Origin of the sequence: Acidovorax sp. WCS2018Noco2-16 (assembly GCF_031843945.1) — a bacterium.
Lineage (GTDB): Bacteria > Pseudomonadota > Gammaproteobacteria > Burkholderiales > Burkholderiaceae_C > Paracidovorax.
The window spans coordinates 691,375-713,354 of sequence record NZ_JAVTJJ010000002.1; the positions used below are offsets into that span (position 1 = coordinate 691,375).

The window sequence follows — 21,980 nt, forward strand, 5'->3', positions numbered from 1 at the left end:
CTGTTGAACCTCTCTTCAGTCGCTCCCACTGTTTCGATTCAGGCAACGCAGCGATTCAAAAACTCCCATTGGTTTGAAGAGGTTGCGCCACTACATTCCAGGCTCACCAATAACGCGTGACGCGCGATCAACCGGGAGCCACCATGTCCAACACCCTTGAAAACCCACAGTCCGCCACCGACGCCACGACGCTGATCGAGCGCCTGCAATGGCGCTACGCCACCAAGAAGATGGACCCGAACCGCAAGGTGCCGGCTGACAAGCTCGAACGCATCATCGAAGCGGCCCGCCTGGCGCCGACCTCCAGCGGGCTGCAGCCCTTCGAGATCTTCGTCGTCACCGACCCGCAAGTGCGCGCCCGCATCCAGCCCATCGCCTGGAACCAGGGCCAGATCGTGGACGGCTCGCACCTGCTGGTGTTCGCTGCCTGGGACAACTACACCGCCGAGCGCATCAACGCCATGTTCGACTACACGAACGAAGTGCGCGGCTTCAAGAACGAGGGCTGGGAAAAGTACCGCCAGCAACTGCTGAGCACCTACCCGCAGCGCAGCGAAGAGGTGAACTTCCAGCATGCCGCGCGCCAGGCATACATCGGCCTTGCGGCAGCGTTGGTGGCAGCGGCCTATGAATCGGTGGACAGCACGCCCATGGAAGGGTTCGACCCGGACGCGCTGGACGAGATCCTGGGACTGCGCGCCCTGCATCTGCGCAGCGTGGCCGTGCTGCCGCTGGGTTACCGCGTGCCGGAGCAGGACTGGCTGGTCGACCTGCCGAAGGTACGCCGCCCGCGCGAGCGCTTCGTCACCGAAGTCTGAGAAAGCGGTGAGTTAGCCCCCCGGGCCGTCAGCGCGCCCGGTCGGCCGCGTACACCGCGGCCTGCACGCGCGACGACAGCCCCAGCTTGCGCAGGATGTGCTGCACGTGGATCTTCACCGTCGTCTCGGCGATGTCCAGCGTGCGGGCGATCTCCTTGTTGCTGGCGCCATGGGCGATCTCGCCCAGCACCTCCAGCTCGCGTGGGGACAGCGGTGTGTGCTCGGCCTGCGGCGCAGCGGGCTCCGCGACGGCCTGCGCTGCCGGATCGGGCTGCTGAAGGGCTTGCACCAGCCGGCCGATCATCTCGGGGCTGACCACCGTGTCGCCCCGGGCCGCGCGATGGATGGCGTCGGCCAGCAGATCACCCTCGATGGTCTTGAGCAGGTAGCCCTGCGCGCCGTTGCGCAGCGCCTGGGCCAGATCGTTCCCGTCCTCGCTCACGGTAAGCATCAATATGCGCGCGTCAGGCGCGGCCTCGCGCAGGCCGCGAATGGCGTCCACGCCCCGCACACCGGGCAGGTGGTTGTCCAGCAAGATCACGTGCGGCCGCACCACCGGCGCCAGGCGCATCGCCTCAGCAGCGTCGCCCGCCTCGCCGGCCACCCGCAGCCCTTTGTATTGGCCCAGCAGCGCGATCAGCCCGCGCCGAAACAGGGTGTGGTCGTCAACCACCAGTACGGACAGCGCAGAGGCCGAAGCGCTGGCGCAGTCGGATGTGGAAGCAAGGGCGTCGTCAGGCAGGGTCATACGGGGTGAAGCAGGTTCGGCGCCGACGCAGCAGGCACCTGCGCATCAGCAAGATGGGCAGCGGCGCTGCCCGGAAGATCAATGACCACCTGCGTGCCGTGTCCGGGCGTCGAGTCGACCCGCACGCGTGCGCCGATGCGTTCGGCCCGCTCGCCCATGATGCCCAGCCCCACGTGTTGCGAATCTGGCGGCACGCCGGCAATGTCGAACCCCACGCCGTTGTCGATCACCTCGAAGCGCCACGCCGGATGCCGCTGCACCCTCAGCTCCACGCGGTCGGCACCCGAATGCTTGCGCACGTTGGACAGCGCCTCCTGCACCATGTGCAGCACCTGGATCTGCACGTCGGGCGCCAGCGGCAGGCCGTGCCCGCTCATCGACAGCGCATGCTGAATGCCGGTCTGGTGGCCGAACTTGGACAGCGTGGAGCGCAGCGCGGCTTCGATGTCTTCCTCGCTGGTGCGCGTGCGAAAGTGCATCAGCAGTTCGCGCACGTCGGCATAGCAGCCGCGCACGCCCACATCCAGCTCGCCCATGCTGCGGTCGCGCGCCGGCTGGTCGCCGCGCGCCACGGCGTCGCGCAGCAGCTGGGTCTGAATTTTCAGAAAGGCCAGCGACTGCGCGATGGAGTCGTGCAGCTCGCGCGCGATGAATGCGCGCTCCTGCGACACGGCAGCTTCCCGCGCCAGGGCGCTGGCGCGCAGGCTTTCCATGGCGCTGGCCAGGTGCCGCGCCATCGTTTCGAGCACATCGCGCATGCCCTCGGGCATGTCTTCGGTGCGGCGGAAAAAGAGATTCACCTCGCCCAGCACGCGTTGCTGCAGCCGCACGGGAATGGCTACCATGCTCTCGAACCCCGCGTCGCGGCAATGCGGAAGCGGCAGCGTCGATTCGGCCGTGATCGGAATCACGCGGAACTGGGACGTGGCTTGCGGCTGCCCGCAGGCGCAGGTGCCCGTGTGCACGCAGTGTTCGTCTTGCGCCATGGCCTCGGGCAGCTGTTCGGACACCAGCAGCACATAGCGCTCGTTGGCTTCGTCGGACCAGCGCACCGCTGCGGCGTCGGCCCGCGCGATGCGGCGGATGCGCTGCACGAAGCCCTGCGCCAGGGCCTCCAGGCTGGTGGCCTCCGACGCCATCGCGCTCACGTCGTAGAGCGTGGCCAGGCGGGTGCTCTTTTCTTCCAGGCTCGCGGTCTTCTCGCGCACCTTCCATTCCAGCTCGTCGTGCGATGTCTGCAGCGCGTGCGCCATGCGGTTGAAGCCCGCGCTCAGCTGGCCGAACTCGTCGTCGGCCTCCACCGCCAGCCGTGTTGCCAGGTCGCCCTGCTGCACGCGCGCCAGGGCGGCCTGCAGGCGGCCGAGCGGATGGATCACCAGCAGGTAGCTGACGACCATGAAGGTGACGGCGGCGCTGATGGCCAGCGCCATGAGCACCAGCTGAAACAGGTGCAGCGCGGCCGTCCAGCGTGCCAGTTGCCCCTCGATCGCATCGACGAAACCATCGACCTGTCGCACGAAGGCGTCGGCCCGCTCCAGGGCCAGCGCGTTGCCGGTGTGCGGCTCGGTGCTCCACGCGCGGCGCAGCGCCTTCCACTCGTCTTGAATGGTGCCAAAGCGGGCCTGGGTGTCGTCGTTCCAAGGCACGAAGAGCGGCCGTGCCGGGTCGCCGGTATGCAGTAGCTCCAGCCCGGTATCGAAACGCGCAGCCAGCGACAGCACCTGTTCGGGCGCTTCCAGCTGGCGCGCCAGCACCATGCGCATCATGTGCATGCGCAGGCGCCCGGCTTCGTTGACGGCGGCAGCACCGCCTTCCAGCCGCCAGGTGGCCCAGAGCATCAGGCCGATGGACAGCAGCGCCACCGCCAGAAAGCCCGCGCCCATGCACAGCAGTTTGGTGGTCAGGGTGGCGGGCGATCGCATGCGGCCCAGTGTAGGAAGCCGGTGCGCTTCGCGGCTTGACCTGCATCAAGACAACGGCTGTCACTGGCTGCAGGGTCTGGCGCCGGGCTGCCCGGTCGGGTATTCAAGCCAAAATGGCCTGTAGCGCCATATCTACAAGCGCAAGCAGCTATATTTTTTATAGCGAACGGTATATTTCAGTAATGTTGGCCGCTGCCGCCCGGCCCGCACGCCCACCCGCCAGCCCGCAGTGGGCCGTACTGTGCTGCGACAATCGGCCGGCTATGACCCAAGCCTATATTCTTACCCTGTCCTGCCCCGACCGACTGGGGCTGGTGCATGCCGTTTCCGGCTTTCTGCTGGAGCATGGCGGCAATATCGAAGAGGCCGCGCAGTACAACGACCACGCCACGGGCCTGTTCTTCATGCGGCTGCAATTCGCCTGCGACCAGCTCGACCAGGCCGCGCTGCGCGAGCGCGTGACCGCCTTCGCCGAGCCGCACCAGATGAACTGGACGCTTCACGCCGCCAGCGAGCCCGTCAAGACCGTCATCATGGTCAGCCGCGAAGGCCACTGCCTGAACGACCTGCTGTTCCGCTGGAAGTCGGGCCTGCTGCCGGTGCACATCAGCGCCATCATCAGCAACCACCGCGACTTCTACCAGCTGGCCGCCAGCTACAACGTACCCTTCCACCACATTCCGGTGACGAAGGACAACAAGGCCCAGGCCGAGGCCAGGCAGTACGAGATCATTCAGCAAGAAGGCGCCGAGCTGGTGGTGCTGGCGCGCTACATGCAGGTGCTGAGCGACGACCTGTGCCGCAAGCTGTCGGGCCGGGCCATCAACATCCACCACAGCTTTCTGCCCAGCTTCAAGGGCGCCAAGCCGTACTACCAGGCGCATGACCGCGGCGTGAAGCTGATCGGCGCCACCGCCCATTACGTGACGGCCGACCTGGACGAAGGCCCGATCATCGAGCAGGACGTGGCCCGCGCCGACCACACCGACACGGTGGAAGACCTGACGGCCCGCGGCCGCGACACCGAAAGCCAGGTGCTGGCCCGCGCCGTGAAGTGGCACACCGAGCATCGCGTGCTGCTCAACGGCCACAAGACGGTCGTCTTCCGATAACCCCGGCAGCCCCGGCCTGAAACAGAACCGCATGGCAACCCACGGCAGCCACGGAGCCTTCACGCGCGGCCCCGCTGCGGGCGCGGCGCAACGCATCCCGCCCATCCAGTGCCTCATCACCTTCGAGACACTGGCCCGGCTGCGCAGCGTGACGCAGACGGCCGAGGAGCTGTGCGTGACGCCCAGCGCCGTGAGCCACCGCGTCAAGCAGCTGGAACAGATCCTGGGCACGCGGCTCTTCGGGCGGGCCGACTTTTCGCTGACCACCGAAGGCAGCGCGTATCTGGCCCAGGTGCGCGAGGGCCTGAGCGCGCTGCAGCGCTTTCCGGGCTCCGATGCCGCGCCGGGTAAGCGGCGCCTGAAGATCGCCGTCACGCCGACCTTCGCGCGCGTCATCCTCATTCCGAAGCTGCGGCAGTTCACCGAGGTCTACCCGGAAATCGACCTGGCGCTGCAGGTGTCGATTCCGCTGCTGGACGTGGTGGCGGAAGACGCTGATTTGGTAGTGCGCTTTGGCCCCGGCCATTACGCCGACATGGAGCATGTGGAGATCGCGCGCGACGTGGTCACGCCGCTGGCCTCGCCCGCCTTCGTGCGCGAGCACGGCCCCTTCGAGCGGCCCGAGAGCCTGGAAGGCGTGACCCTGCTGCGCAGCCCGCTGGAGCCCTGGCGAACCTGGTTCGCCGCCTCCGGCCTGGACTGGCCCGCGCCCACCGAAGGCTCGCAGTTCAACGACATCGGCCTGATGTGCGACGCCGCTGCCGCCGGCATGGGCGTGGCCCTGGTGCGGCTGAAACTGGGCGCGCCCTGGCTGGAACAGGGCACGCTGGTGCGCCTCTTCGACACCCAGGCGCCCAGCCCGCACGCGCACTATCTGTGCTGGCGCACCGGCACCATGGACCGCTGGGAATGCGCTGCGTTCGCCGACTGGCTGCGGCGGGCCATGGCCTGACGGCCCGCAGCAAAATATCAATACCAAATCGGCCTCTAGCGCTTACCTGATAAGCGCAAGCAGCTATTTATTTAATAGCAAACAACTCTTTTGTATGCGTTCATGACGCAACCCTCCATGGCCTTGCAGCACGACGCGCTCTTCAAAAAACGGTATCCCACGCTGGAGCAGAACGCGGTGCTGAACGCCACGGCACGCTCGATTTTGATCAGCGCCCTGGCCGGCACGGGCAAGACCACCACGCTGGCCATCAAGGCGGCCGACTTGCTGCAGAACCGGGGCACCAGCCGCATCCTGATGCTGGCGTATTCCGACGCCGGCCTGGCCGCCATCGCCGATCGGCTCATGCAGTTCGTGCCCAGCATTCCGCGCCAGGTGCAGATCATGACGGTGGAGCAGCTGTGCGCCACCGTGCTCCAAACGCAGGGCGACGCCGTGCCGCGCATGACGGAGTCGCTGCAGAAGAACCTGCTGATCCGCCAGGCCTGGGCGGCGCTGCAACGCGGCCTGCCGGACGATGCCGAACCGGAAGTCGCCGAGTTCCTCTCGCGCGAGCTGGACGTGCAGGCCTTCACCGACTTCGAAGTCTTGGCCAAGCAGCGCCTGCTGATGCGCGACATCGAAAACTCTGGCCTGGGCGCCTTGGCCTACTGCCAAGAAAACGATCTGGACTACGGCCTCTACCAGTTGCTGCTCAAGTACGAACGCCTGCGCCGGGGCGCCGATGACGAGCCCCAGTTCTACGCGCCGGGCGACTGCACCTATGAGGTGGCTCGGCAACTGTGGGCGCTGAATTACGGCGACAACTTCGCGCCGCTGCAGGGCCGCTTTGACGCCGTGCTGTTCGATGAGCTGCAGGATCTGGACGAAGCCGCCGTGCAGGTGCTGCACCATCTGGTGGCAGGCAGCAACGGCGTCTTCGTGGGCGCGGGCGACTTCAACCAGCACATCCTGCCCGGCGCGCTCTCGGTCTTCGGCAACCACCTGGCGCGCATCCGGCAAGAGCTGCCGGAAGGCACGCAGGTGGTCACGCTCAACACCACCTACCGCTTCGGCAACGCCATCTGCCACGCGTTGAACCCGCTGTTCAGCGTGCAATTCGCATCGCACTACCCCACCAAGGCCGCAGTGTTCGAGCCGCGCAGCTACACCAGCGATGAAGACTGCGCCCGGCAATTGCTGGCGATTCACGACACGGTGCGGCGCATGCCTCCCAGCGGTGCGCAACCACCGAGCCTGAACGTGGTGCTGCGCTCGCCCGAAGACTCGGTGCTGCTGGAATGGACCTTCGCCCACGAAGGCGTGCACTACGCGTGCAAAGGCATGAAGCGCTTCTACCAGCGCCGCGAGATCGCCCTGGTGCTGGCGATGATGTGGGCCATGCCAAGCTGCAGCGGCAGCGCGCGGCTGACGCAGGGCATTCTGAGCAGCGCTTTGGAAGGCCTGCTGCGTTACGTGCGGCGCGCCAGCCAGCCCGACCCGGACGTGCTGGCCAACGGCGCGTTCGACATGCAGGCGCTGACGCAGGACTCGCCCGTCGAAGTCGACACCCGCGCCGTAGCGTCCGGGCTCATCGGCCGGCAAGACCTGCTGCGCAACTTCCTCGTGCGCGCCAGCTTCGACCCGCAAACGCCGGTGGCCTCCGCCGTGTGCGAGCAACTGCTGGCGCTGCCGCCAGAGGCATGCGCCGACGCCGGGCTGCTGTGCGCCCACCCGCTGATCCGCCAGTTCTTCGCCCAGGCGCCCATCAGCGCGCACGAGCTGCGCTACTGCATGGACAGCCTGCAGGCGCTGGCCCGCATCGGCGCGGGCCTGTCGGTAGATGAATTCCTGGGCCGGCTCACGGCGATGGTGCAGGCCAGTATCGACCAGCACCGCCAGCAGGAATCGCCCAGCCTGCAGCTGCTGACGGTGGAGCGCTGCAAGGGCCATGAATACGACTACGTGGCCGTGCCGCTGGTCGAGCGCGGGCGCTTTCCGCGCAGCGCCGCCCGGCACGAGGCCTATCGCGAACGCAACATGCTCTATGTGGCCATGACGCGGGCCAGCAAACGGCTGTGGCTGCTGGAAGGCACCAATCGCCCGGTCAGCCCTGGGCCGGTGTGATACCCGTCTGCATCCAAAAACACAACCCGTTCACGCTGAGTCCTTGGACAAGCTTGTCGAAGCGCCGCGCGAGGCTTCGACAAGCTCAGTCCGAACGGTTCTGATGGATCGACCGCGAATCCGTATGTCACTTCTGGCCGCGGCTGGCCTTGGAGACATACAGCGCGATGGCGGCGATCTGCGCGTCCGTCAGGCTGGCCTTGAACGACGGCATGCTGCCCAGACCGTCGCGCAGCACCTTGCTCACGCGCGCCGCATCGGGCTGCATCTCGTCGAGCACCGGGCCCACGGCGCCTTCGGCACCCGCGTCCTTGAGCGTGTGGCAGAGGGCGCAGGCGGGCACGGAGGTGGTGAAGAGCTTCTTGCCCAGCGCCATCTGGGTGGCGTCGCCGGCAGCGTGCGCGGCCATGCTGGTGGTGGCCAGCAGCAGGACGGGCGCAGCCAGGGTGCGCAGGAGACGAGCCGAGCGAGTCGAGCGGACGGGGCGGTGGAAAGTCGTTGGCATGGTGGGGTCGGTTCTTGTGGGGTGGTGCAGCGCCAGGCGCGCAAAAGAAAACCCCCAGGCTGTGCGGCTGGGGGCTTGGTGGGGCCGCGTCAGGCGACGGACACCTTGACGGCGTGGTCGGCCCAGCTGGTGTTGTTGTAGCCGCTCTGGTTTTCACCGCGCGTCTCGGGCTGGACGTTGCCGCCCATGTCCGTGGCGCGGCTGGCCAGGATGTGCGTGCCGGCGGGCAGCCTGGCCTGCAGCACGAACTGGCGCCAGGCGTATTTGCCCATGTCGGGCCCGACGAAGCGGGCCGCCTGCCAGGTCTTTCCGCCGTCGATGGAGACCTCCACACCCTTGACGGCATGCAGGCCGCCAAAGGCCACGCCGGTGATCTGCACCGTGCCGCCAGCGGCCAGCGTGCCGCTTTCGGGCAGGGGCGCATTGATCCAGGACTTGATGCTCATCTCCTGCACCGAGGGCTGGCTCGGGTCGCCCTTGCCGCCGGGAGGCGACATGCGGTAGCCGTGCGACATGATCTTGGCGTCGCTCTCCTGCGCCGTGAAAGCCAGCTGTTGGATGTACTTGATGTTGTTCACGCCCTGGTAGCCGGGGACGATCAGGCGCAGCGGGCCGCCGTGGGCCAGCGGGATCGGCTCGCCATTCATTTCCCAGGCCAGCAGCGCGTCCTGCATGGCGGCAGTCGGCACCGAGCGCTCGACCATGATGCTCTTGGGGTCGATGCCGTCGGGCAGTTTCTCGCCCCCCGTGCCGGTCATGTAGCGCATGCCTTCGCTCACGCCGCCCAGGGTGTCTGCCACAGCGCGCACCGGCACGCCGCTCCAGACCACGCAACCGGCGGCGCCCACCGTCCAGGGCGTGCCGCTGGGTTTGCTGGGGAAGAAGCCGCGGCCATTGCCCGAGCATTGCAGCACCATGGTCACGGTCTCCAGGCCCAGGGTCTTCAGTTCGCGCACCGTCAGCTTGCGCGGGTTTTTCACGCCGGCCACGGCCACTTCCCAGGCGTCGCGGTCGGCCACGATGGCGGCGTCGGGCGCGGGCAGGTTGTTGCGGATGTAGAGCTGGTTGCTGGGGGTGATGCCGCTGGTGCCGAAGGCGCTGCGCTTGGTCTCCAGCGTGGTGGTGCTGTGCACGATGAGGTCGGACGCATTCTTCCAGCCCACATAGGCGGGCAGGGGCTTGGCGGCAGCCGCCTGGGCCAGAGCGCCGCTGCTCCAGGTGGCCAGGCCGGCGCCGGCAAGGGCGGCGGCACTGCCGGCGAGCAGGCGGCGGCGGGGCAGGGAAGTCTGTGCAATGGTCATGGTGTCTCCTTGGATCGTTTGTGTTGCGGTGAGGGGAACAAAAAAAGGGGCGGCGGGTGCTAGGGGGCGGCAGCCGGGGTGAGCGGGGCGACAGGGGTGGACGGGGCCAGGGCGTTGTGCGCCACCGCCAAGGCCCGCTTCTTTTGCGCCACCAGCACCAGGGGCTTGCCATCGCGCGAGGCCATGACCTTCCAGTACACATTGCCCCACCACCCGCTGTCTTCTTGCAGCAGCACGGGCGCGTCGAAGGCGAACACGGTGACCATGCCGCCTTTGTCAAAAAACGAGGTCAGGTGGTAGGCCAGATGGCCCTCGATGTCGCAGGGCCGCATCAGTTGCGGGTAGCCCGGCACCGCTTGCGCACTGTCCATCCCCAGGTGCCGCAGCAAGGTGGCGGTGTCCATGAAGCTGCCGCGCAGCGTGCGTTCGTAGTATTCGTGTTCGATGGCGCCGCGCACCAGGGCTGGCGGGCGCATGGCGAGCACGGCCGTGGTGCCGGTGGCCGCCAGCAGCAGCGCGGCCAGGCCGCGCTGGAAGCCGCGCCGCGCCAGCAGCGGCGTGTGGCGAAACAGCTGGGGCGGGGGCTGGCCAGGGTCGAAGGCCAGGGCCAGCTCGGCGCGGGCGCGCAAGTCGAAGTCGCTGTCGGGGGGGCGTTGATCGTGCATGTCAGTGGGGTTTGGTTCCGTCTGCCCGAAGACGCTGACGCTCCACCATGGCGGGCGGCACTACGCATGGCGATGCGCGCGGCGATGAGCGTGGGGGCCGCGTCATTTCAGACGCTTCGCAATCGGGACGCAGACGGCGTGGCCGCTGCAGGGGTGGTTACTTGCAGCGCGGCCTTGAGCGCCGCGCGGGCGCGGGCCAGGCGCGACAGCACGGTGCCGGGCGCCACGTCCAGCGCCTCGGCCATTTGGGCGGTGGGCATGTCGTCGAAGTAAAACAGCACCAGCACCTCGCGGTGGATGGGCGCGATGCGCGCCAGCGCCTTGACCACATCGAGCTGGTCGTCCAGGCCGCGCTGGCCGTCACCCGGCGCGGCCTCCTCGGGGGGCGCAAAGCCGTCATCGTCCAGCGACTGGGGTTGTGGCGCCATGTGCCGCAGCGCGTGGCGCCGCATGATCTTGAACAGCCAGGCACGCGCCAGGGAGGCGTCGCGCAGTTGCTTGCGGTGCTTCCAGGCGCTGGTGAAGCAGTCCTGCACCACGTCTTCGGCCACCGCCCGCGAGCCCGTCAGCGCCCAGGCGCTGCGCAGCAAAAAGCGGTAGTGCTCACGCACCCACTGGTTGTAACGGGACTCCGACGTGAGGATCATGTGTACAAGAGCGCGGGGCGGGCTGATTCATTCCATCGCAGCGGGGATAAATGCCCAGTGATAACCCGTAGATTGGAATGACCTGGGCCGGGGGGTGGTGAGGGTGATGGGGGTGTGACCGACATCAAGCACCATTGATGCGCCTCTTTTCCGCGTCACAACCGTTTTTTCCTGATTCATCAGCGATTGGCCTCAGAGCGCCTGGAACGCGCTGCACGGGGTCACCGCCCTCCCCCGCCGCTGGGCCAGCTCAAGACCCGCAAGGCGAGCATGCACCGCGCGTTTGACCCTCCACCCCTACGCGAAACGTTATCTGGCGGTGCCTGCCATGGCATCAATCGCCGCTTTGCCTGCCGGTCGTGCTGCCCGGATGGCGCACGTTGCGGGGACTACCAAGCCGCTACCGTGAAGGCCGTTCATGTGTCTGCGTCAACGCGAAATTCCTAAGCAAAATAGGCCTCTAGCGCTTATGCATCAAGCGTAAGCAGCTCACTTATTAATAGCAAACTAGCGGCACAGGCCATTTCACAGGTCGCTGCAAGAAAACTCACGCACCGGCGCACGGCCTTCCTCTACAGTGGCAGTCATGAGCGCAGCCACCCTCACCGACTCCCCAACTCCCACCCTCTCCGAGCGCACCGCCCGCCAGGCGCAGGTGGTGCAGGCGCTCGGCGCGCACGTGCCCGCGCACGCGCTGCTCTGGCACGCCGAAGACACCACGCCGTATGAATGCGACGGCATCACGGCCTACCGGCAGCGGCCGCTCGTCGTCTGCCTGCCAGAGACTGAGGCGCAGGTGCAGGCCGTGCTGCGCACCTGCCACGCGCTGGCCGTTCCCGTGGTGGCGCGGGGCGCGGGGACGGGCCTGTCGGGCGGGGCCATGCCGCATGCGATGGGCGTTTCGCTGTCGCTGGCGCGCTTCAACCGCATTCTCGACGTCGACCCGGTGGCCCGCACCGCCCGCGTGCAATGCGGCGTGCGCAACCTCGCCATCAGCGAGGCGGCGGCGCCTTTTCAGCTCTATTACGCGCCCGACCCGTCGAGCCAGATTGCCTGCACCATCGGCGGCAACATCGCTGAAAACTCGGGCGGCGTGCACTGCCTGAAATACGGCCTGACGGTGCACAACGTGCTGCGCGTGCGCGGCTTCACCATGGAAGGCGAGCCCATCGAGTTCGGCAGCGAGGCGCTGGACGCGCCCGGCTACGACCTGCTGGCCGCCGTGATCGGCAGCGAAGGCATGCTGGCCGTGACCACCGAGGCGACGGTACGGCTCATCCCCAAGCCGCAGCTGGCGCGCTGCATCATGGCCAGCTTTGACGACGTGCGCAAAGCCGGCGACGCGGTGGCCGCGGTGATTGCGGCGGGCATCATTCCGGCCGGGCTGGAGATGATGGACAAGCCCATGACCGCTGCCGTGGAAGACTTCGTGAAGGCCGGCTACGACCTGACGGCAGAGGCGATCTTGCTGTGCGAGAGCGACGGCACGCCCGAAGAGGTGGAAGAAGAAATCGGCCGCATGAGCGAAGTGCTGCGCAACGCCGGCGCCACCGCCATCACCGTCAGCCAGGACGAGGCCGAGCGCCTGCGCTTCTGGAGCGGCCGCAAGAACGCGTTTCCGGCGTCAGGCCGCATCAGCCCCGACTACATGTGCCTGGACTCGACCATTCCGCGCAAGCGCCTGGCGGACATCCTGCTGGCCATTCAGGCGATGGAAAAGAAGTACGGCCTGCGCTGCTGCAACGTCTTTCATGCCGGCGACGGCAACCTGCACCCGCTGGTGCTGTTCGACGCCAACGACGCGGACGAGCTGCACCGCTGCGAGCTCTTCGGCGCCGACATCCTGGAGACCAGCGTGGCCATGGGCGGCACCGTGTCGGGTGAACACGGCGTGGGGGTGGAAAAGCTCAACAGCATGTGTGTGCAGTTCACGGCGGAGGAAAACGCGCAGATGTTTGGGCTGAAACATGCGTTCGACCCTGCGGGGTTGTTGAACCCGGGGAAGGTGATTCCGACGCTGAACCGGTGTGCGGAGTACGGGAAGATGCTGGTGCGTGGGGGGCAGATCAAGCATCCGGATTTGCCGCGGTTTTAACCGGGATATCTCGCCGAGAACTAGGGGAAGAGCCGGTTAGAACCGACGACCCAGTGCGGTTGGTGAAGAAGCATGTCTTAGCTTCCAGTCAAGCTGCGAGCGATCTTTGACAAAACGTGTCCAGGCATCTCGCATTGCTCAAAATTTTCCTGCGCTTTCTGCGGGGTGCATTTCGTTAGGAGAAAAATGCCGCTCAACCATACGTCCCAGTACTCAGAAATTACCGAAGCCCAGTACGCAGCATTAGGCAAGGCAGTCGTCGAGTGGGCAAATGTCGAATTTTTGCTCGGAGTTTTGCTGAGTCGTTTGCTGGGCACGCCTGAGTTCCTTGCTCGAACATACACAGACTCCATTTCAGCAGTGCGGCTTCAAGAAGCGATCACTGAGGCTGTCGAGATTCACCGAGTACGTTACAGGCATCGCCTCGCATCCGAGCAAGTGCTGCTTGAGATCAGTCAAGTCAACTTAGAGGTCACCACTCTACGAAGCATGCGAAACAAAATCGCTCATTTTTGCTGGGTGCGAAGTCACGACGAGGAACTCTTCGGTACCAGCTTCCGCGGGGGTGCTCTATCAACAAAAAAAGAACGTCGCGATCACGCCGTTCTTACCTCAAGCGAGTTGTCGAAGCTCAACGACGATGCTTACTCGCTTGTTGAACAACTGATGAAACTGATTGCCAAGTTTCCGGAGGTTCACGAGGAAAGCATCCTAAGTAATTCAGCAGATCCCGCCCATGATGCGTAAGCGCATCTTTCTGTCGGAACTGACAATTCATAGCCGGCGGTAGTCGACAAAACCATCGACAATCCGCAGCCTAAATCGTCCTCTCCCCCGACTCCATGCCTACCGAATCCCCCGCCACCCTACTCCAATCCGGCAACGCCCTCGTCGCCCAAGCACAGGCCGTCGCTACGCAGGACTTTGCCGCCGCGCGGACGTTGTGGCGGCAGGCAGGAATGCTTTTTCAGCGGGCGTATGACGCCGACCCCGAGCAACACGCTGCGGCGTTTCGGCTGGGCCAGGCGTGGGTGGCCGAAGCCCATGCGCTGCAGAAAGAAGGATCAGAGGATGCAATCGCCATGTGGCGACAGGCGGCGCTGCAGTGCGAGGTGGCCTTTGCGCTCGACCCGCGCCATGCGGTGACGGCCATGCACATCGCCAGTTGCTACGCGTGGGCGCAAGACGCCGAGGCTAAGCAGGCCTGGGCGCAGATTGCGCAGCATCTGCAGGAAGAAAACACGGCCGACATAGCGGCGGATCAGGCGGCGCGCTAGCAAGGCGCAGACTGGATCGACGGCAGCGTCCCTGCTAGCTGCTTGGCGCGACCATCCTAAAAACCAGCGTGGCCACGAGCGGTACCGTATCGGGCGAACACGGCGTGGGCGTGGAAGAGCTCAACAGCATGTACACCCAATTCACGGACCCTGCTCGCGTCTTAGCGGCTGCGCGACCATTCAGCACCCGCCCGACGCACCCCACACCCACGCTCCTGCCTGTGCAGATCCCGCAGCGCTGCGTGTTGTCCGGCATGCTGCGGATCTGCTCGCGCGTTAGCGGCTGTAGGCGCTGCAGGGCGCCTAGCCGAGCGAGGCTGCGCATCAGCCGCCGAAGGCGCCCCGCGCCGCCGCATACAGCTCCCGCGCATGCGAGAGCGTGAACAGCACCAGCCCGATCATTCCGCCCACCACCGTGCCGTTGATGCGGATGTGCTGCAGGTCGCGGCCGATGTGCAGCTCGGCCAGATGCGCCATCTCGCGGCCGTCCCAGCGCTGCACGGTGTTGCGGATGTGTTCGGCCACCGACTGGGCCACGTCGGGCGCCCACTGCGCAGCCCAGAGTTCGAGCCGCACATTCAGCCGCACGCGCAGCGCCGCATCGCCGGCCAGCGACATGCCTAGCCACTGGCCCATGGCCGCCACTTGGCGCGACACCTCTGAATGCTCGTCGTGCAGGTCGCGGTGCAGCGATTCGCGCAGTTGGGCCCAGAGGTCGGCCACATAGGCTCCTAGCTTCGGATCGCCCTGCAGGTATGCGCGCATCTCTTCGCCGCGGCGCGCCCAGTCGGGGTCGGTCTGCAGGCGCTCCACCAGCCGCTGCACGGCGCCGTCCAGCGTGTCGCGCAACTGGTGTTGCGGGTCTTTCGCCACTTCTTCCAGCAGGCTTTCGATGGCGTGGGCGATGGCTCCCGCGCCCTTGCTGCTGAGCCAGTCGGTGGGCAGCACCTTCTGCTTCAAGGGGTGCTCGCGCTTGATCCACTGCATCAGCGTGTCGGCGATGAAGGTGCGCGTGTCGGCCGACTGCAAGATGGTGCCCAGGCGCTGCAGCAGATCGTCCAGCAGGGCCTGGTGGCGCCCGTTGTGGGTCAGCGCGCCCAAAGCGGCACCCATCGATTTGCTGAGGTCGATGCGCCCAATGAGCGCGCGCGCGGCATGGCCCAGCAGCTCCTGGATCTTGGTGTCTTCCACCGTGTCAAGCGCGGCGGCCGCCAGGCGCGCCACCTGCCGGCCGAGCAGGCCGGCATTGGAGGGCGCGGTGAGCCATTGCGCCAGCATGTCGGCCGGGTCGTGCCGGCGGATCATGCTGACCAGCGATGGGCCGTCCAGGAATTCCTCGCGCACGAACTCGGCCAGGTTGCCGCCGATGCGGTCCTTGTTGCGCGCGATGATGTCGGTGTGCTGGCTGACCCAGGGCAGCGGAATGCGCCTAAAGAGCGCTGATACGGCGAACCAGTCGGCCAGCGCGCCCACCATGGCGGCCTCAGCCACGGCGCGCACGCAGTCCACGGCCAACCCACGCGGGAAGGCGTAGGTGGCGGCGAACACCACCACTACGATCAGCAGCAGTCCGGTGGCCTGGAATTTGGCGCGCGCAAGCAGCGCCTCATGGTCTTGTCGCGTGGCTGGGGCGTTCAGTGGCATGGCCGCAGGATAGCCGCCTGCCCTGCGACCCGTCCAATCGGCGCGGCTTTGCCCCGCTGCCTCAGCGGGAGATGACCTGGCTCAGCGCCGTGCGCAAATGGCCCACGGTGCGGTCCACGTTGTGCCACTTCTCCAGGCCAAAAAGGCCGATGCGGAAGGTGCGAAATTCGGGGCCTTCGTCGCACTGCAACGGCACGCCGGCGGCGGTCTGCAGGCCCACGGCGGCGAACTTGGCGCCGCTCTGAATGCCGGGGTCGGTGGTGTAGCTGACCACCACGCCCGGCGCCTTGAAGCCGTCGGCGGCCACGCTGGGAAGGCCTTGCGATTCGAGCAGCTCGCGCACCTGAGCACCCAACGCGATCTGTTCCTGGCGCACCTTTTCAAAGCCGTAGTCGCGCGTTTCCAGCATCACGTCACGCAGTTGCACCAGCGCGTCGGTGGGCATGGTGGTGTGATAGGCGTGCTGGCCTTTTTCGTAGCCTTCGGCGATCTGCATCCACTTCTTCAAGTCGCACGAGAAGCTGGAGCTTTGCGTGCCTTCGATGGCTTCGCGAGCGCGCTCGCTCATCATCACCATGGCGCAGCAGGGCGAGCCACTCCAGCCTTTTTGCGGCGCGCTGATCAGCACGTCCACGCCGGTGGCGCGCATGTCCACCCACATTGCGCCCGACGCCACGCAGTCGAGCACGAAGAGCGCACCCACCTCATGCGCCGCATCGGCCACGGTGCGCAGGTAGTCGTCGGGCAGGATGATGCCGCTGGCGGTTTCGACATGCGGGGCGAACACGACCTTGGGGCGCTCAGCGCGAATGGCAGCGGCCACATCGTTCGCAGGGCACGGCGCCCAAGGCGCCTGCGGGCCGTCGCCCTGCGGGCGCGCCTTACACACCACCGCGCCGCCGCCCAGGCCGCCCGCGTCGAAGATCTGGCTCCAGCGATAGCTGAACCAGCCATTGCGCACGATCAGCACCTTCTCGCGGTTGGCGAACTGGCGCGCCACCGCTTCCATGCCGAAGGTGCCGCTGCCTGGCACCAGCACCGCCGTGTGGGCGCCGTAGACCTGCTTGAGCGTAGCCAGGATGTCTTGCACCACGCCGGTGAAGCGCTTGGACATGTGGTTGAGCGCGCGGTCTGTGTAGACCACCGAAAATTCGAGCAGACCGTCGGGGTCGATGTGGGGCAGCAGGCCAGGCATGTGGGATCTCCAAGTCACGACAAAAAAATGCGCGGGGCAGCTTAGCACGGCACTTGTCGGGCTTCGGCGGCCCGCGCAACCTCTGCGGTTTACCTAACTTTACGAGGGCGGCACGGGCACGCCATGCTGCCTTGGCACACTCGGTGGCATCGACGGCAAGCCCGCGCCCCGCGTGGACAATGCGCCGCCGTCCAGCCGACATTTCCAGGAATTTCATGTCCATCGCCCGCAAGATCTCCAAGCCCTGGCGCATCGCGCTGCTCCTTCTCGCGCTGGCCGCCCTCGCCTTCGGTGCCTGGCGCCTTTTCTTCCAGGCCCCGCCGGCACCGCGCTTCGTGACGACGACGGCGGCCAAGGCCGACATCGAAGACGCGGTGCTGGCCACCGGCACCATCCAGGCCTTCAAGCAGGTCAGCGTGGGCGCGCAGGTGTCGGGCCAGGTGAAGGTGTTGCGCGTGGAACTGGGCCAGACGGTCAAGAAGGGCGACTTGGTGGCCGAGATCGATTCCACCACCCAGCAAAACAACGTGCGCAATGCCGAGGCCGCGCTGGAGAACGTGCGCGCGCAGCTGACGGCGCAACAGGCGGCACTGAACGAAGCGGAGCTAAGTTACAAGCGTCAAAGGCAATTGCTAGACGCCGAGGCCGGCTCACGCGCCGACTTTGAAGCCGCCGAGGCCACGCGCAACACCACGCGCGCCAACATCGCGGCGCTGCAGGCGCAGATCAAGCAGGCCGGCATCACGGCGGAAACGGCCAAGGTGAACCTGGGCTACACAAAGATCGTCTCGCCCATCGACGGCGTGGTGGTAGCGCTGGTGGTGCAACAGGGCCAAACGGTGAACGCCAACCAGACGACGCCCACCATCATCAAGGTAGCGCAGCTGGACACGGTGACGGTGAAGACGCAGATCTCCGAGGCCGACGTCGTCAAGGTCAAGCCCGATCTGCCGGTGTACTTCACCATCCTGGGCGAGCCCGACCGGCGCTACAACGCCAAGCTGCGCACCATCGAGCCGGCCACCGATGCCATCCTGACCGACTCGACTGCGTCCACCAGCACCACCAGCTCCAGCTCGACCACGGCCGTCTACTACAACGGCCTGTTCGACGTGCCCAACCCCGAAAACAAGCTGCGCATTTCCATGACCGCGCAGGTCTCCATCGTGCGCGCCCAGGCCAAGGACGTGATCGTCATTCCATCGTCGGCGCTGGGCCGGCGCGGACGTGACGGCACCACCGTGCGCGTGCTGGACGCCGAAGGCAACCCGCAGCCGCGCAAGGTGAAGGTCGGCATCAACAACAACGTGAATGCCGAGATCACCGAAGGCCTGGCCGAAGGCGACAAGGTGGTGCTGGGCGAAGCCACCGCGCCGGGCGCCGGGCCGCAACAGGGCAACCGCCGCCCGCCGATGCGCATGTGATGCAGCTGCAACCGCGCCAATTGATCACATCGCCATGAAACAGGACCCTTCCTTTTCCGCCACGGGCCCGTCGCCTGCCGCGCCGTCCCATTCGGCACCAGCGGGCACGCCGCTGCTGGAGCTGCGCGATCTTCGCCGCGAGTTCCCCGCCGGCGAAGGCACCATCGCCGTGCTCAAGGACGTCAACCTGGCCATTCACGCGGGTGAGATGGTCGCCATCGTCGGGCAGTCTGGCTCGGGCAAGTCCACGCTGATGAACATCCTGGGCTGCCTGGACAAGCCCACCGCCGGCACCTACCGCGTCGCCGGTCGCGCCACCGGCCAGCTGGGGCCGGACGAGCTGGCTGCGCTGCGGCGCGAATACTTTGGCTTCATCTTCCAGCGCTACCACCTGCTGGGCGACCTGACCGCGCGTGGCAACGTGGAAGTGCCCGCTGTGTATGCCGGCACGCCCGCCGGTGCGCGCCACGACCGCGCGGCCGCCCTGCTGGGCCGGCTGGGCCTGTCGGACCGCACGGGCCACCGGCCGGGGCAGCTGTCGGGCGGGCAGCAGCAACGCGTGTCCATCGCCCGAGCGCTGATGAACGGTGGCAGCGTGATCCTGGCCGACGAGCCCACGGGGGCGCTCGATACGGCCAGCGGCGAAGAGGTGATGAAGATCCTGCAGGAGCTGCACGCCGAAGGCCATACCATCATCATCGTGACGCACGACATGGCGGTGGCCGAGCATGCCGAACGCATCATCGAGATCCGCGACGGCGAGATCATTGGCGACCGCCCGACGGCCCGCATGGCCGGCTTGGGGCCGCGCGGCGCAGCGCCTGCGCTGCCGCCGCGCCCTGCCGCGCGCAATGGCGTCGGCGCCCTGCGTGACCGCTTCATCGAGGCCTTTCAGATGGCGCTGCTGGCGATGAATGCGCACCGCCTGCGCACCTTCCTGACCATGCTGGGCATCATCATCGGCATCGCCTCGGTGGTGGCGGTGGTGGCGCTGGGCGAAGGCTCGCGCCAGCAGGTGCTCAAGAACATCAGCTCCATCGGCACCAACACCATCGAGGTGTTCTCGGGCACCGGCTTCGGCGACCCGCGTTCGGGCCGAGTGCGCACGCTGGTGCCGGCCGATGCGGCGGCGCTGGCGCAGCAAAGCTACGTGGACAGCGTCACGCCCACGCTGCAGAACTCGGTCACCGGCCGCTACCGCAACATCGAGGCGGCGATGACCGTGGTGGGCGCGGGCGAGCAGTACTTTCGCGTCAAGGGCGTGAAGGTGGTGCAGGGCAGCGAGTTCGGTGCCGACAACGTGGCGCGGCGCGAACAGGTGGCGGTGATCGACGACAACACGCGCAAGACGCTGTTTCCGAACACGCCCGAGCCGGTGGGCGAAGTGATTTTGCTGGGCAGCATTCCGGTGCGCGTGATCGGCGTGGCGGCCAAGAGCGAGTCGGCTTTTGGCAACACCGAGGCGCTGAACGTGTTCGTGCCCTACACCACGGCCATGAGCCGCATCGTCAACCAAAGCTATCTGCGCAGCATCACCGTGCGCGTGCGGGACGACGCTCCCACCAGCGCGGCCGAGCAAGGCATCAACCAGCTGTTGGAGCAGCGCCACGGCCGCAAGGACTTCTATGTGCTCAACACCGACAGCATCCGCCAGACCATCGAGGCGACCACACAGACGATGACGCTCTTGATCAGCTCCATCGCCGTGATCTCGCTCATCGTGGGCGGCATCGGCGTGATGAACATCATGCTGGTGAGCGTGACCGAGCGCACCCGCGAGATCGGCGTACGCATGGCCGTGGGCGCGCGTCAGAGCGACATTCAGCAGCAGTTTCTGATCGAAGCGGTGCTGGTGTGCCTGATCGGCGGGGTGCTGGGCATCCTCGCGGCGCTGGGCTTCGGGCAGATCTTCGCGCGCACCAGCAGCGACTTTCAGATGGTGTATTCGCACGGCTCGATGGTGGCCGCCTTCGTCTGCGCCACGTTGATCGGCGTGGTCTTCGGCTTCCTGCCCGCGCGCAGCGCCGCCCGACTTGACCCTGTGGAAGCGTTAGCCCGCGAGTGAAAACAATGCATCGCCCTTCTTCTCTTTTTCTTCGCCCCGCCACACTGGTGCTTGCACTGGCCCTGGCCGGCTGTTCGACGCTGCGCACCCCCTACGAAGCGCCCAGCGCGCTGGTGCCCGCGCAATGGCAGCATGCCGCCGCAGATGCAGTCACCCAACAAAGCGCGGCGCGCGACGCCACGGCCATCACTGGCCAATGGTGGAAGGCCTTCGGCGACCCGGTGCTCGACCAGTTGGTCGAAACCGCGCTCGCCCGCAACAACGACCTGGCCGTGGCGGCCATTCGCGTGCGGCGTGCGCAACTGCAGGCGCGCCTGTCGGAGAACCGCCCCAGTTTCAGCGCCAGCGTGAACAGCGGCGCCAACCGCCCGCTCGATGGCGGATCGACCACACGCTCCAACTCTGCATCGGTGGGCGTGAGCTATGAGGCCGACCTGTGGAACCGCCTGGGCGCATCGACCGACGCTGCGCGCTGGGAGACGCTTGCCACCGCGCAAGACCGCGAAGCGGCAGCGCAGGCGCTGGTCGGCACCACCGCCACGCTGTATTGGCAGCTGGGCCATTTCAACCAGCGGCTGGCGTCTTCCGCAGAGAGCATTCGCTATGCCGAACGCACGCTGGCGCTCATCCAGGCGCAATACGACGCGGGCGCCGTCTCCACGCTGGAAGTGGCCGAGTCGCGCCAGAGCCTGGCCAGCCAGCGCGCCGCCATGGCGCAGCTGCAGCAGCAGTATGTGGAAACGTCCAACGCGCTGGTGCTGCTATTCGACGGCTCGGCCAGCGGCCCGGCCGCACCGGGCTGGAGCGCGCCGCAGGCGCTGCCCGATACCGCCCTGCCCGACGTGGCCGCAGGCCTGCCAGCCGAGCTGCTGGGTCGCCGGCCCGATTTGCGTGCGGCCGAGCTGCGCCTGCGCGAATCGCTGGCCACGGCGGACGCCACGCGGCTGTCGTACTACCCGCGCCTGTCGCTGACGGGCGCGCTGGGCGGCTCCAGCAGCTCGCTGGGCAACCTGCTGGCCAACCCGCTCGCCACGCTGGGTGCGGGGCTGGTGCTGCCGTTCCTCAACCGCACCGAGATGCAGCTGAGCACCGACATCGCCCGCGCCGACTACGAGCAAGCCGTGGTCGCCTTCCGCCAGACGCTCTACCAGGCCTTCGTCGACGTGGACAACGCGCTGTCGGCTCGCCGCCAGCTCACCGAGCAGGGCGTGCAGCTAGAACAGTCGCTGGCCGACGCGCGCCGCGCCGAGCAGCTGTACGAAGTGCGCTACCGCGCCGGCGCCGTAGCGTTGCGGCCCTGGCTGGACGCGCAGGAAAAGCGCCGCTCGGCCGAGATCGCGCTGTCGGACAACCGCCTCTCCCGCCTGACCAACCACGCGACGCTGTACCAGGCGCTCGGCGGTGGCTCAGGCGGCCGCTGAGGCGGCGTTCGGCGCGGTGCCATCCCGCCACGCGGCACGGCGCCCGGGTGACGCCACCGTAGGATGCGAGGCTTGTTCGATTC

Annotated in this window: 18 protein-coding genes; 10 read left to right on the forward strand and 8 right to left on the reverse strand. The window is 66.9% G+C overall.

Annotated elements, in window-relative coordinates; all coding sequences use genetic code 11:
• The first annotated feature begins 143 nt into the window (after positions 1 to 143).
• Entirely contained in the window at positions 144 to 818 is a 675-nt protein-coding gene (locus tag RQI28_RS08535) for an NAD(P)H-dependent oxidoreductase (protein WP_311222988.1), read from the forward strand.
• A gap of 28 nt (positions 819 to 846) precedes the next feature.
• Here RQI28_RS08535 and RQI28_RS08540 read toward each other — a convergent pair whose 3' ends face one another.
• Both RQI28_RS08540 and RQI28_RS08545 read right to left on the reverse strand, forming a co-directional pair.
• Positions 847 to 1,566 carry a response regulator gene (locus RQI28_RS08540; protein WP_311222987.1) on the reverse strand — a complete coding sequence of 240 codons (720 nt, stop codon included), beginning with the start codon at positions 1,564 to 1,566 and terminating at the stop codon, positions 847 to 849.
• Entirely contained in the window at positions 1,563 to 3,488 is a 1,926-nt protein-coding gene (locus RQI28_RS08545; RefSeq protein WP_311222986.1) for a type IV pili methyl-accepting chemotaxis transducer N-terminal domain-containing protein, read from the reverse strand. Before RQI28_RS08545 ends, RQI28_RS08540 begins: the two co-directional genes overlap by 4 nt.
• A gap of 263 nt (positions 3,489 to 3,751) precedes the next feature.
• On the opposite strand from RQI28_RS08545, the gene purU reads away from it, so the two are divergent.
• The 3 genes from purU (at position 3,752) to RQI28_RS08560 (ending at position 7,658) form a co-directional block, all read left to right on the forward strand.
• Positions 3,752 to 4,600, forward strand: coding sequence for a formyltetrahydrofolate deformylase (purU, locus tag RQI28_RS08550; RefSeq protein ID WP_311222985.1), 849 nt, complete (start codon positions 3,752 to 3,754; stop codon positions 4,598 to 4,600).
• Positions 4,601 to 4,631: 31 nt separating this feature from the next.
• Positions 4,632 to 5,552 carry a LysR substrate-binding domain-containing protein gene (locus tag RQI28_RS08555; RefSeq protein WP_311222984.1) on the forward strand — a complete coding sequence of 307 codons (921 nt, stop codon included), beginning with the start codon at positions 4,632 to 4,634 and terminating at the stop codon, positions 5,550 to 5,552.
• A 102-nt stretch (positions 5,553 to 5,654) separates the two neighbouring features.
• A complete protein-coding gene (locus RQI28_RS08560) occupies positions 5,655 to 7,658 on the forward strand; it encodes an ATP-dependent helicase (RefSeq protein WP_311222983.1) in 2,004 nt (667 codons plus the stop codon).
• Between the two features lie 127 nt (positions 7,659 to 7,785).
• On the opposite strand, the gene RQI28_RS08565 is transcribed toward RQI28_RS08560, so the two are convergent.
• The 4 genes from RQI28_RS08565 to RQI28_RS08580 all read right to left on the reverse strand — a co-directional run bounded on the left by RQI28_RS08565 (position 7,786) and on the right by RQI28_RS08580 (position 10,776).
• The gene (locus RQI28_RS08565) at positions 7,786 to 8,067 is read right to left on the reverse strand and encodes a cytochrome c (protein ID WP_311223120.1); all 282 of its coding nucleotides are present in this window, start codon (positions 8,065 to 8,067) and stop codon (positions 7,786 to 7,788) included.
• 185 nt (positions 8,068 to 8,252) lie between these two features.
• Complete coding sequence (locus RQI28_RS08570) at positions 8,253 to 9,464, reverse strand: sulfite oxidase (protein WP_311222982.1); 1,212 nt, start codon at positions 9,462 to 9,464, stop codon at positions 8,253 to 8,255.
• Between the two features lie 59 nt (positions 9,465 to 9,523).
• Positions 9,524 to 10,129 (reverse strand): hypothetical protein, encoded by a 606-nt coding sequence (locus RQI28_RS08575; RefSeq protein ID WP_311222981.1) that lies wholly within the window; start codon positions 10,127 to 10,129, stop codon positions 9,524 to 9,526.
• Between the two features lie 107 nt (positions 10,130 to 10,236).
• Positions 10,237 to 10,776, reverse strand: coding sequence for a sigma-70 family RNA polymerase sigma factor (locus RQI28_RS08580; RefSeq protein ID WP_311222980.1), 540 nt, complete (start codon positions 10,774 to 10,776; stop codon positions 10,237 to 10,239).
• A 586-nt stretch (positions 10,777 to 11,362) separates the two neighbouring features.
• Here RQI28_RS08580 and RQI28_RS08585 point away from each other — a divergent pair.
• The 3 genes from RQI28_RS08585 to RQI28_RS08595 all read left to right on the forward strand — a co-directional run bounded on the left by RQI28_RS08585 (position 11,363) and on the right by RQI28_RS08595 (position 14,148).
• Positions 11,363 to 12,871 carry an FAD-linked oxidase C-terminal domain-containing protein gene (locus tag RQI28_RS08585; protein ID WP_311222979.1) on the forward strand — a complete coding sequence of 503 codons (1,509 nt, stop codon included), beginning with the start codon at positions 11,363 to 11,365 and terminating at the stop codon, positions 12,869 to 12,871.
• Positions 12,872 to 13,057: 186 nt separating this feature from the next.
• Complete coding sequence (locus RQI28_RS08590) at positions 13,058 to 13,618, forward strand: hypothetical protein (protein ID WP_311222978.1); 561 nt, start codon at positions 13,058 to 13,060, stop codon at positions 13,616 to 13,618.
• 95 nt (positions 13,619 to 13,713) lie between these two features.
• Complete coding sequence (locus tag RQI28_RS08595) at positions 13,714 to 14,148, forward strand: hypothetical protein (protein WP_311222977.1); 435 nt, start codon at positions 13,714 to 13,716, stop codon at positions 14,146 to 14,148.
• A gap of 324 nt (positions 14,149 to 14,472) precedes the next feature.
• Here RQI28_RS08595 and RQI28_RS08600 read toward each other — a convergent pair whose 3' ends face one another.
• A complete protein-coding gene (locus tag RQI28_RS08600; protein ID WP_311222976.1) occupies positions 14,473 to 15,792 on the reverse strand; it encodes a DUF445 domain-containing protein in 1,320 nt (439 codons plus the stop codon).
• A 61-nt stretch (positions 15,793 to 15,853) separates the two neighbouring features.
• A complete protein-coding gene (locus tag RQI28_RS08605) occupies positions 15,854 to 16,987 on the reverse strand; it encodes an aminotransferase class V-fold PLP-dependent enzyme (RefSeq protein WP_311222975.1) in 1,134 nt (377 codons plus the stop codon).
• A 215-nt stretch (positions 16,988 to 17,202) separates the two neighbouring features.
• On the opposite strand from RQI28_RS08605, the gene RQI28_RS08610 reads away from it, so the two are divergent.
• Genes RQI28_RS08610 through RQI28_RS08620 form a run of 3 tightly spaced genes read left to right on the forward strand, consistent with a single transcriptional unit; the run spans position 17,203 to position 21,897 of the window.
• Positions 17,203 to 18,411 (forward strand): efflux RND transporter periplasmic adaptor subunit, encoded by a 1,209-nt coding sequence (locus tag RQI28_RS08610; RefSeq protein WP_311222974.1) that lies wholly within the window; start codon positions 17,203 to 17,205, stop codon positions 18,409 to 18,411.
• A 34-nt stretch (positions 18,412 to 18,445) separates the two neighbouring features.
• A complete protein-coding gene (locus tag RQI28_RS08615) occupies positions 18,446 to 20,476 on the forward strand; it encodes a MacB family efflux pump subunit (RefSeq protein WP_311222973.1) in 2,031 nt (676 codons plus the stop codon).
• 5 nt (positions 20,477 to 20,481) lie between these two features.
• Positions 20,482 to 21,897, forward strand: a complete 1,416-nt coding sequence (locus RQI28_RS08620) for an efflux transporter outer membrane subunit (protein ID WP_311222972.1) — start codon at positions 20,482 to 20,484, stop codon at positions 21,895 to 21,897.
• Positions 21,898 to 21,980 lie beyond the last annotated feature (83 nt).

Bases quoted from the DNA above. Each gene is read 5' to 3' on its own strand.
- RQI28_RS08560 (WP_311222983.1), top strand. From the start codon at position 5,655: ATGACGCAACCCTCCATGGCCTTGCAGCACGACGCGCTCTTCAAAAAA.
- RQI28_RS08610 (WP_311222974.1), top strand. From the start codon at position 17,203: ATGTCCATCGCCCGCAAGATCTCCAAGCCCTGGCGCATCGCGCTGCTC.
- RQI28_RS08535 (WP_311222988.1), top strand. From the start codon at position 144: ATGTCCAACACCCTTGAAAACCCACAGTCCGCCACCGACGCCACGACG.
- RQI28_RS08570 (WP_311222982.1), bottom strand. From the start codon at position 9,464: ATGACCATTGCACAGACTTCCCTGCCCCGCCGCCGCCTGCTCGCCGGC.
- RQI28_RS08580 (WP_311222980.1), bottom strand. From the start codon at position 10,776: ATGATCCTCACGTCGGAGTCCCGTTACAACCAGTGGGTGCGTGAGCAC.
- RQI28_RS08595 (WP_311222977.1), top strand. From the start codon at position 13,714: ATGCCTACCGAATCCCCCGCCACCCTACTCCAATCCGGCAACGCCCTC.
- RQI28_RS08555 (WP_311222984.1), top strand. From the start codon at position 4,632: ATGGCAACCCACGGCAGCCACGGAGCCTTCACGCGCGGCCCCGCTGCG.
- RQI28_RS08575 (WP_311222981.1), bottom strand. From the start codon at position 10,129: ATGCACGATCAACGCCCCCCCGACAGCGACTTCGACTTGCGCGCCCGC.
- RQI28_RS08600 (WP_311222976.1), bottom strand. From the start codon at position 15,792: ATGCCACTGAACGCCCCAGCCACGCGACAAGACCATGAGGCGCTGCTT.
- RQI28_RS08605 (WP_311222975.1), bottom strand. From the start codon at position 16,987: ATGCCTGGCCTGCTGCCCCACATCGACCCCGACGGTCTGCTCGAATTT.
- purU (WP_311222985.1), top strand. From the start codon at position 3,752: ATGACCCAAGCCTATATTCTTACCCTGTCCTGCCCCGACCGACTGGGG.
- RQI28_RS08620 (WP_311222972.1), top strand. From the start codon at position 20,482: ATGCATCGCCCTTCTTCTCTTTTTCTTCGCCCCGCCACACTGGTGCTT.
- RQI28_RS08540 (WP_311222987.1), bottom strand. From the start codon at position 1,566: ATGACCCTGCCTGACGACGCCCTTGCTTCCACATCCGACTGCGCCAGC.
- RQI28_RS08590 (WP_311222978.1), top strand. From the start codon at position 13,058: ATGCCGCTCAACCATACGTCCCAGTACTCAGAAATTACCGAAGCCCAG.
- RQI28_RS08585 (WP_311222979.1), top strand. From the start codon at position 11,363: ATGAGCGCAGCCACCCTCACCGACTCCCCAACTCCCACCCTCTCCGAG.
- RQI28_RS08615 (WP_311222973.1), top strand. From the start codon at position 18,446: ATGAAACAGGACCCTTCCTTTTCCGCCACGGGCCCGTCGCCTGCCGCG.
- RQI28_RS08565 (WP_311223120.1), bottom strand. From the start codon at position 8,067: ATGGCCGCGCACGCTGCCGGCGACGCCACCCAGATGGCGCTGGGCAAG.
- RQI28_RS08545 (WP_311222986.1), bottom strand. From the start codon at position 3,488: ATGCGATCGCCCGCCACCCTGACCACCAAACTGCTGTGCATGGGCGCG.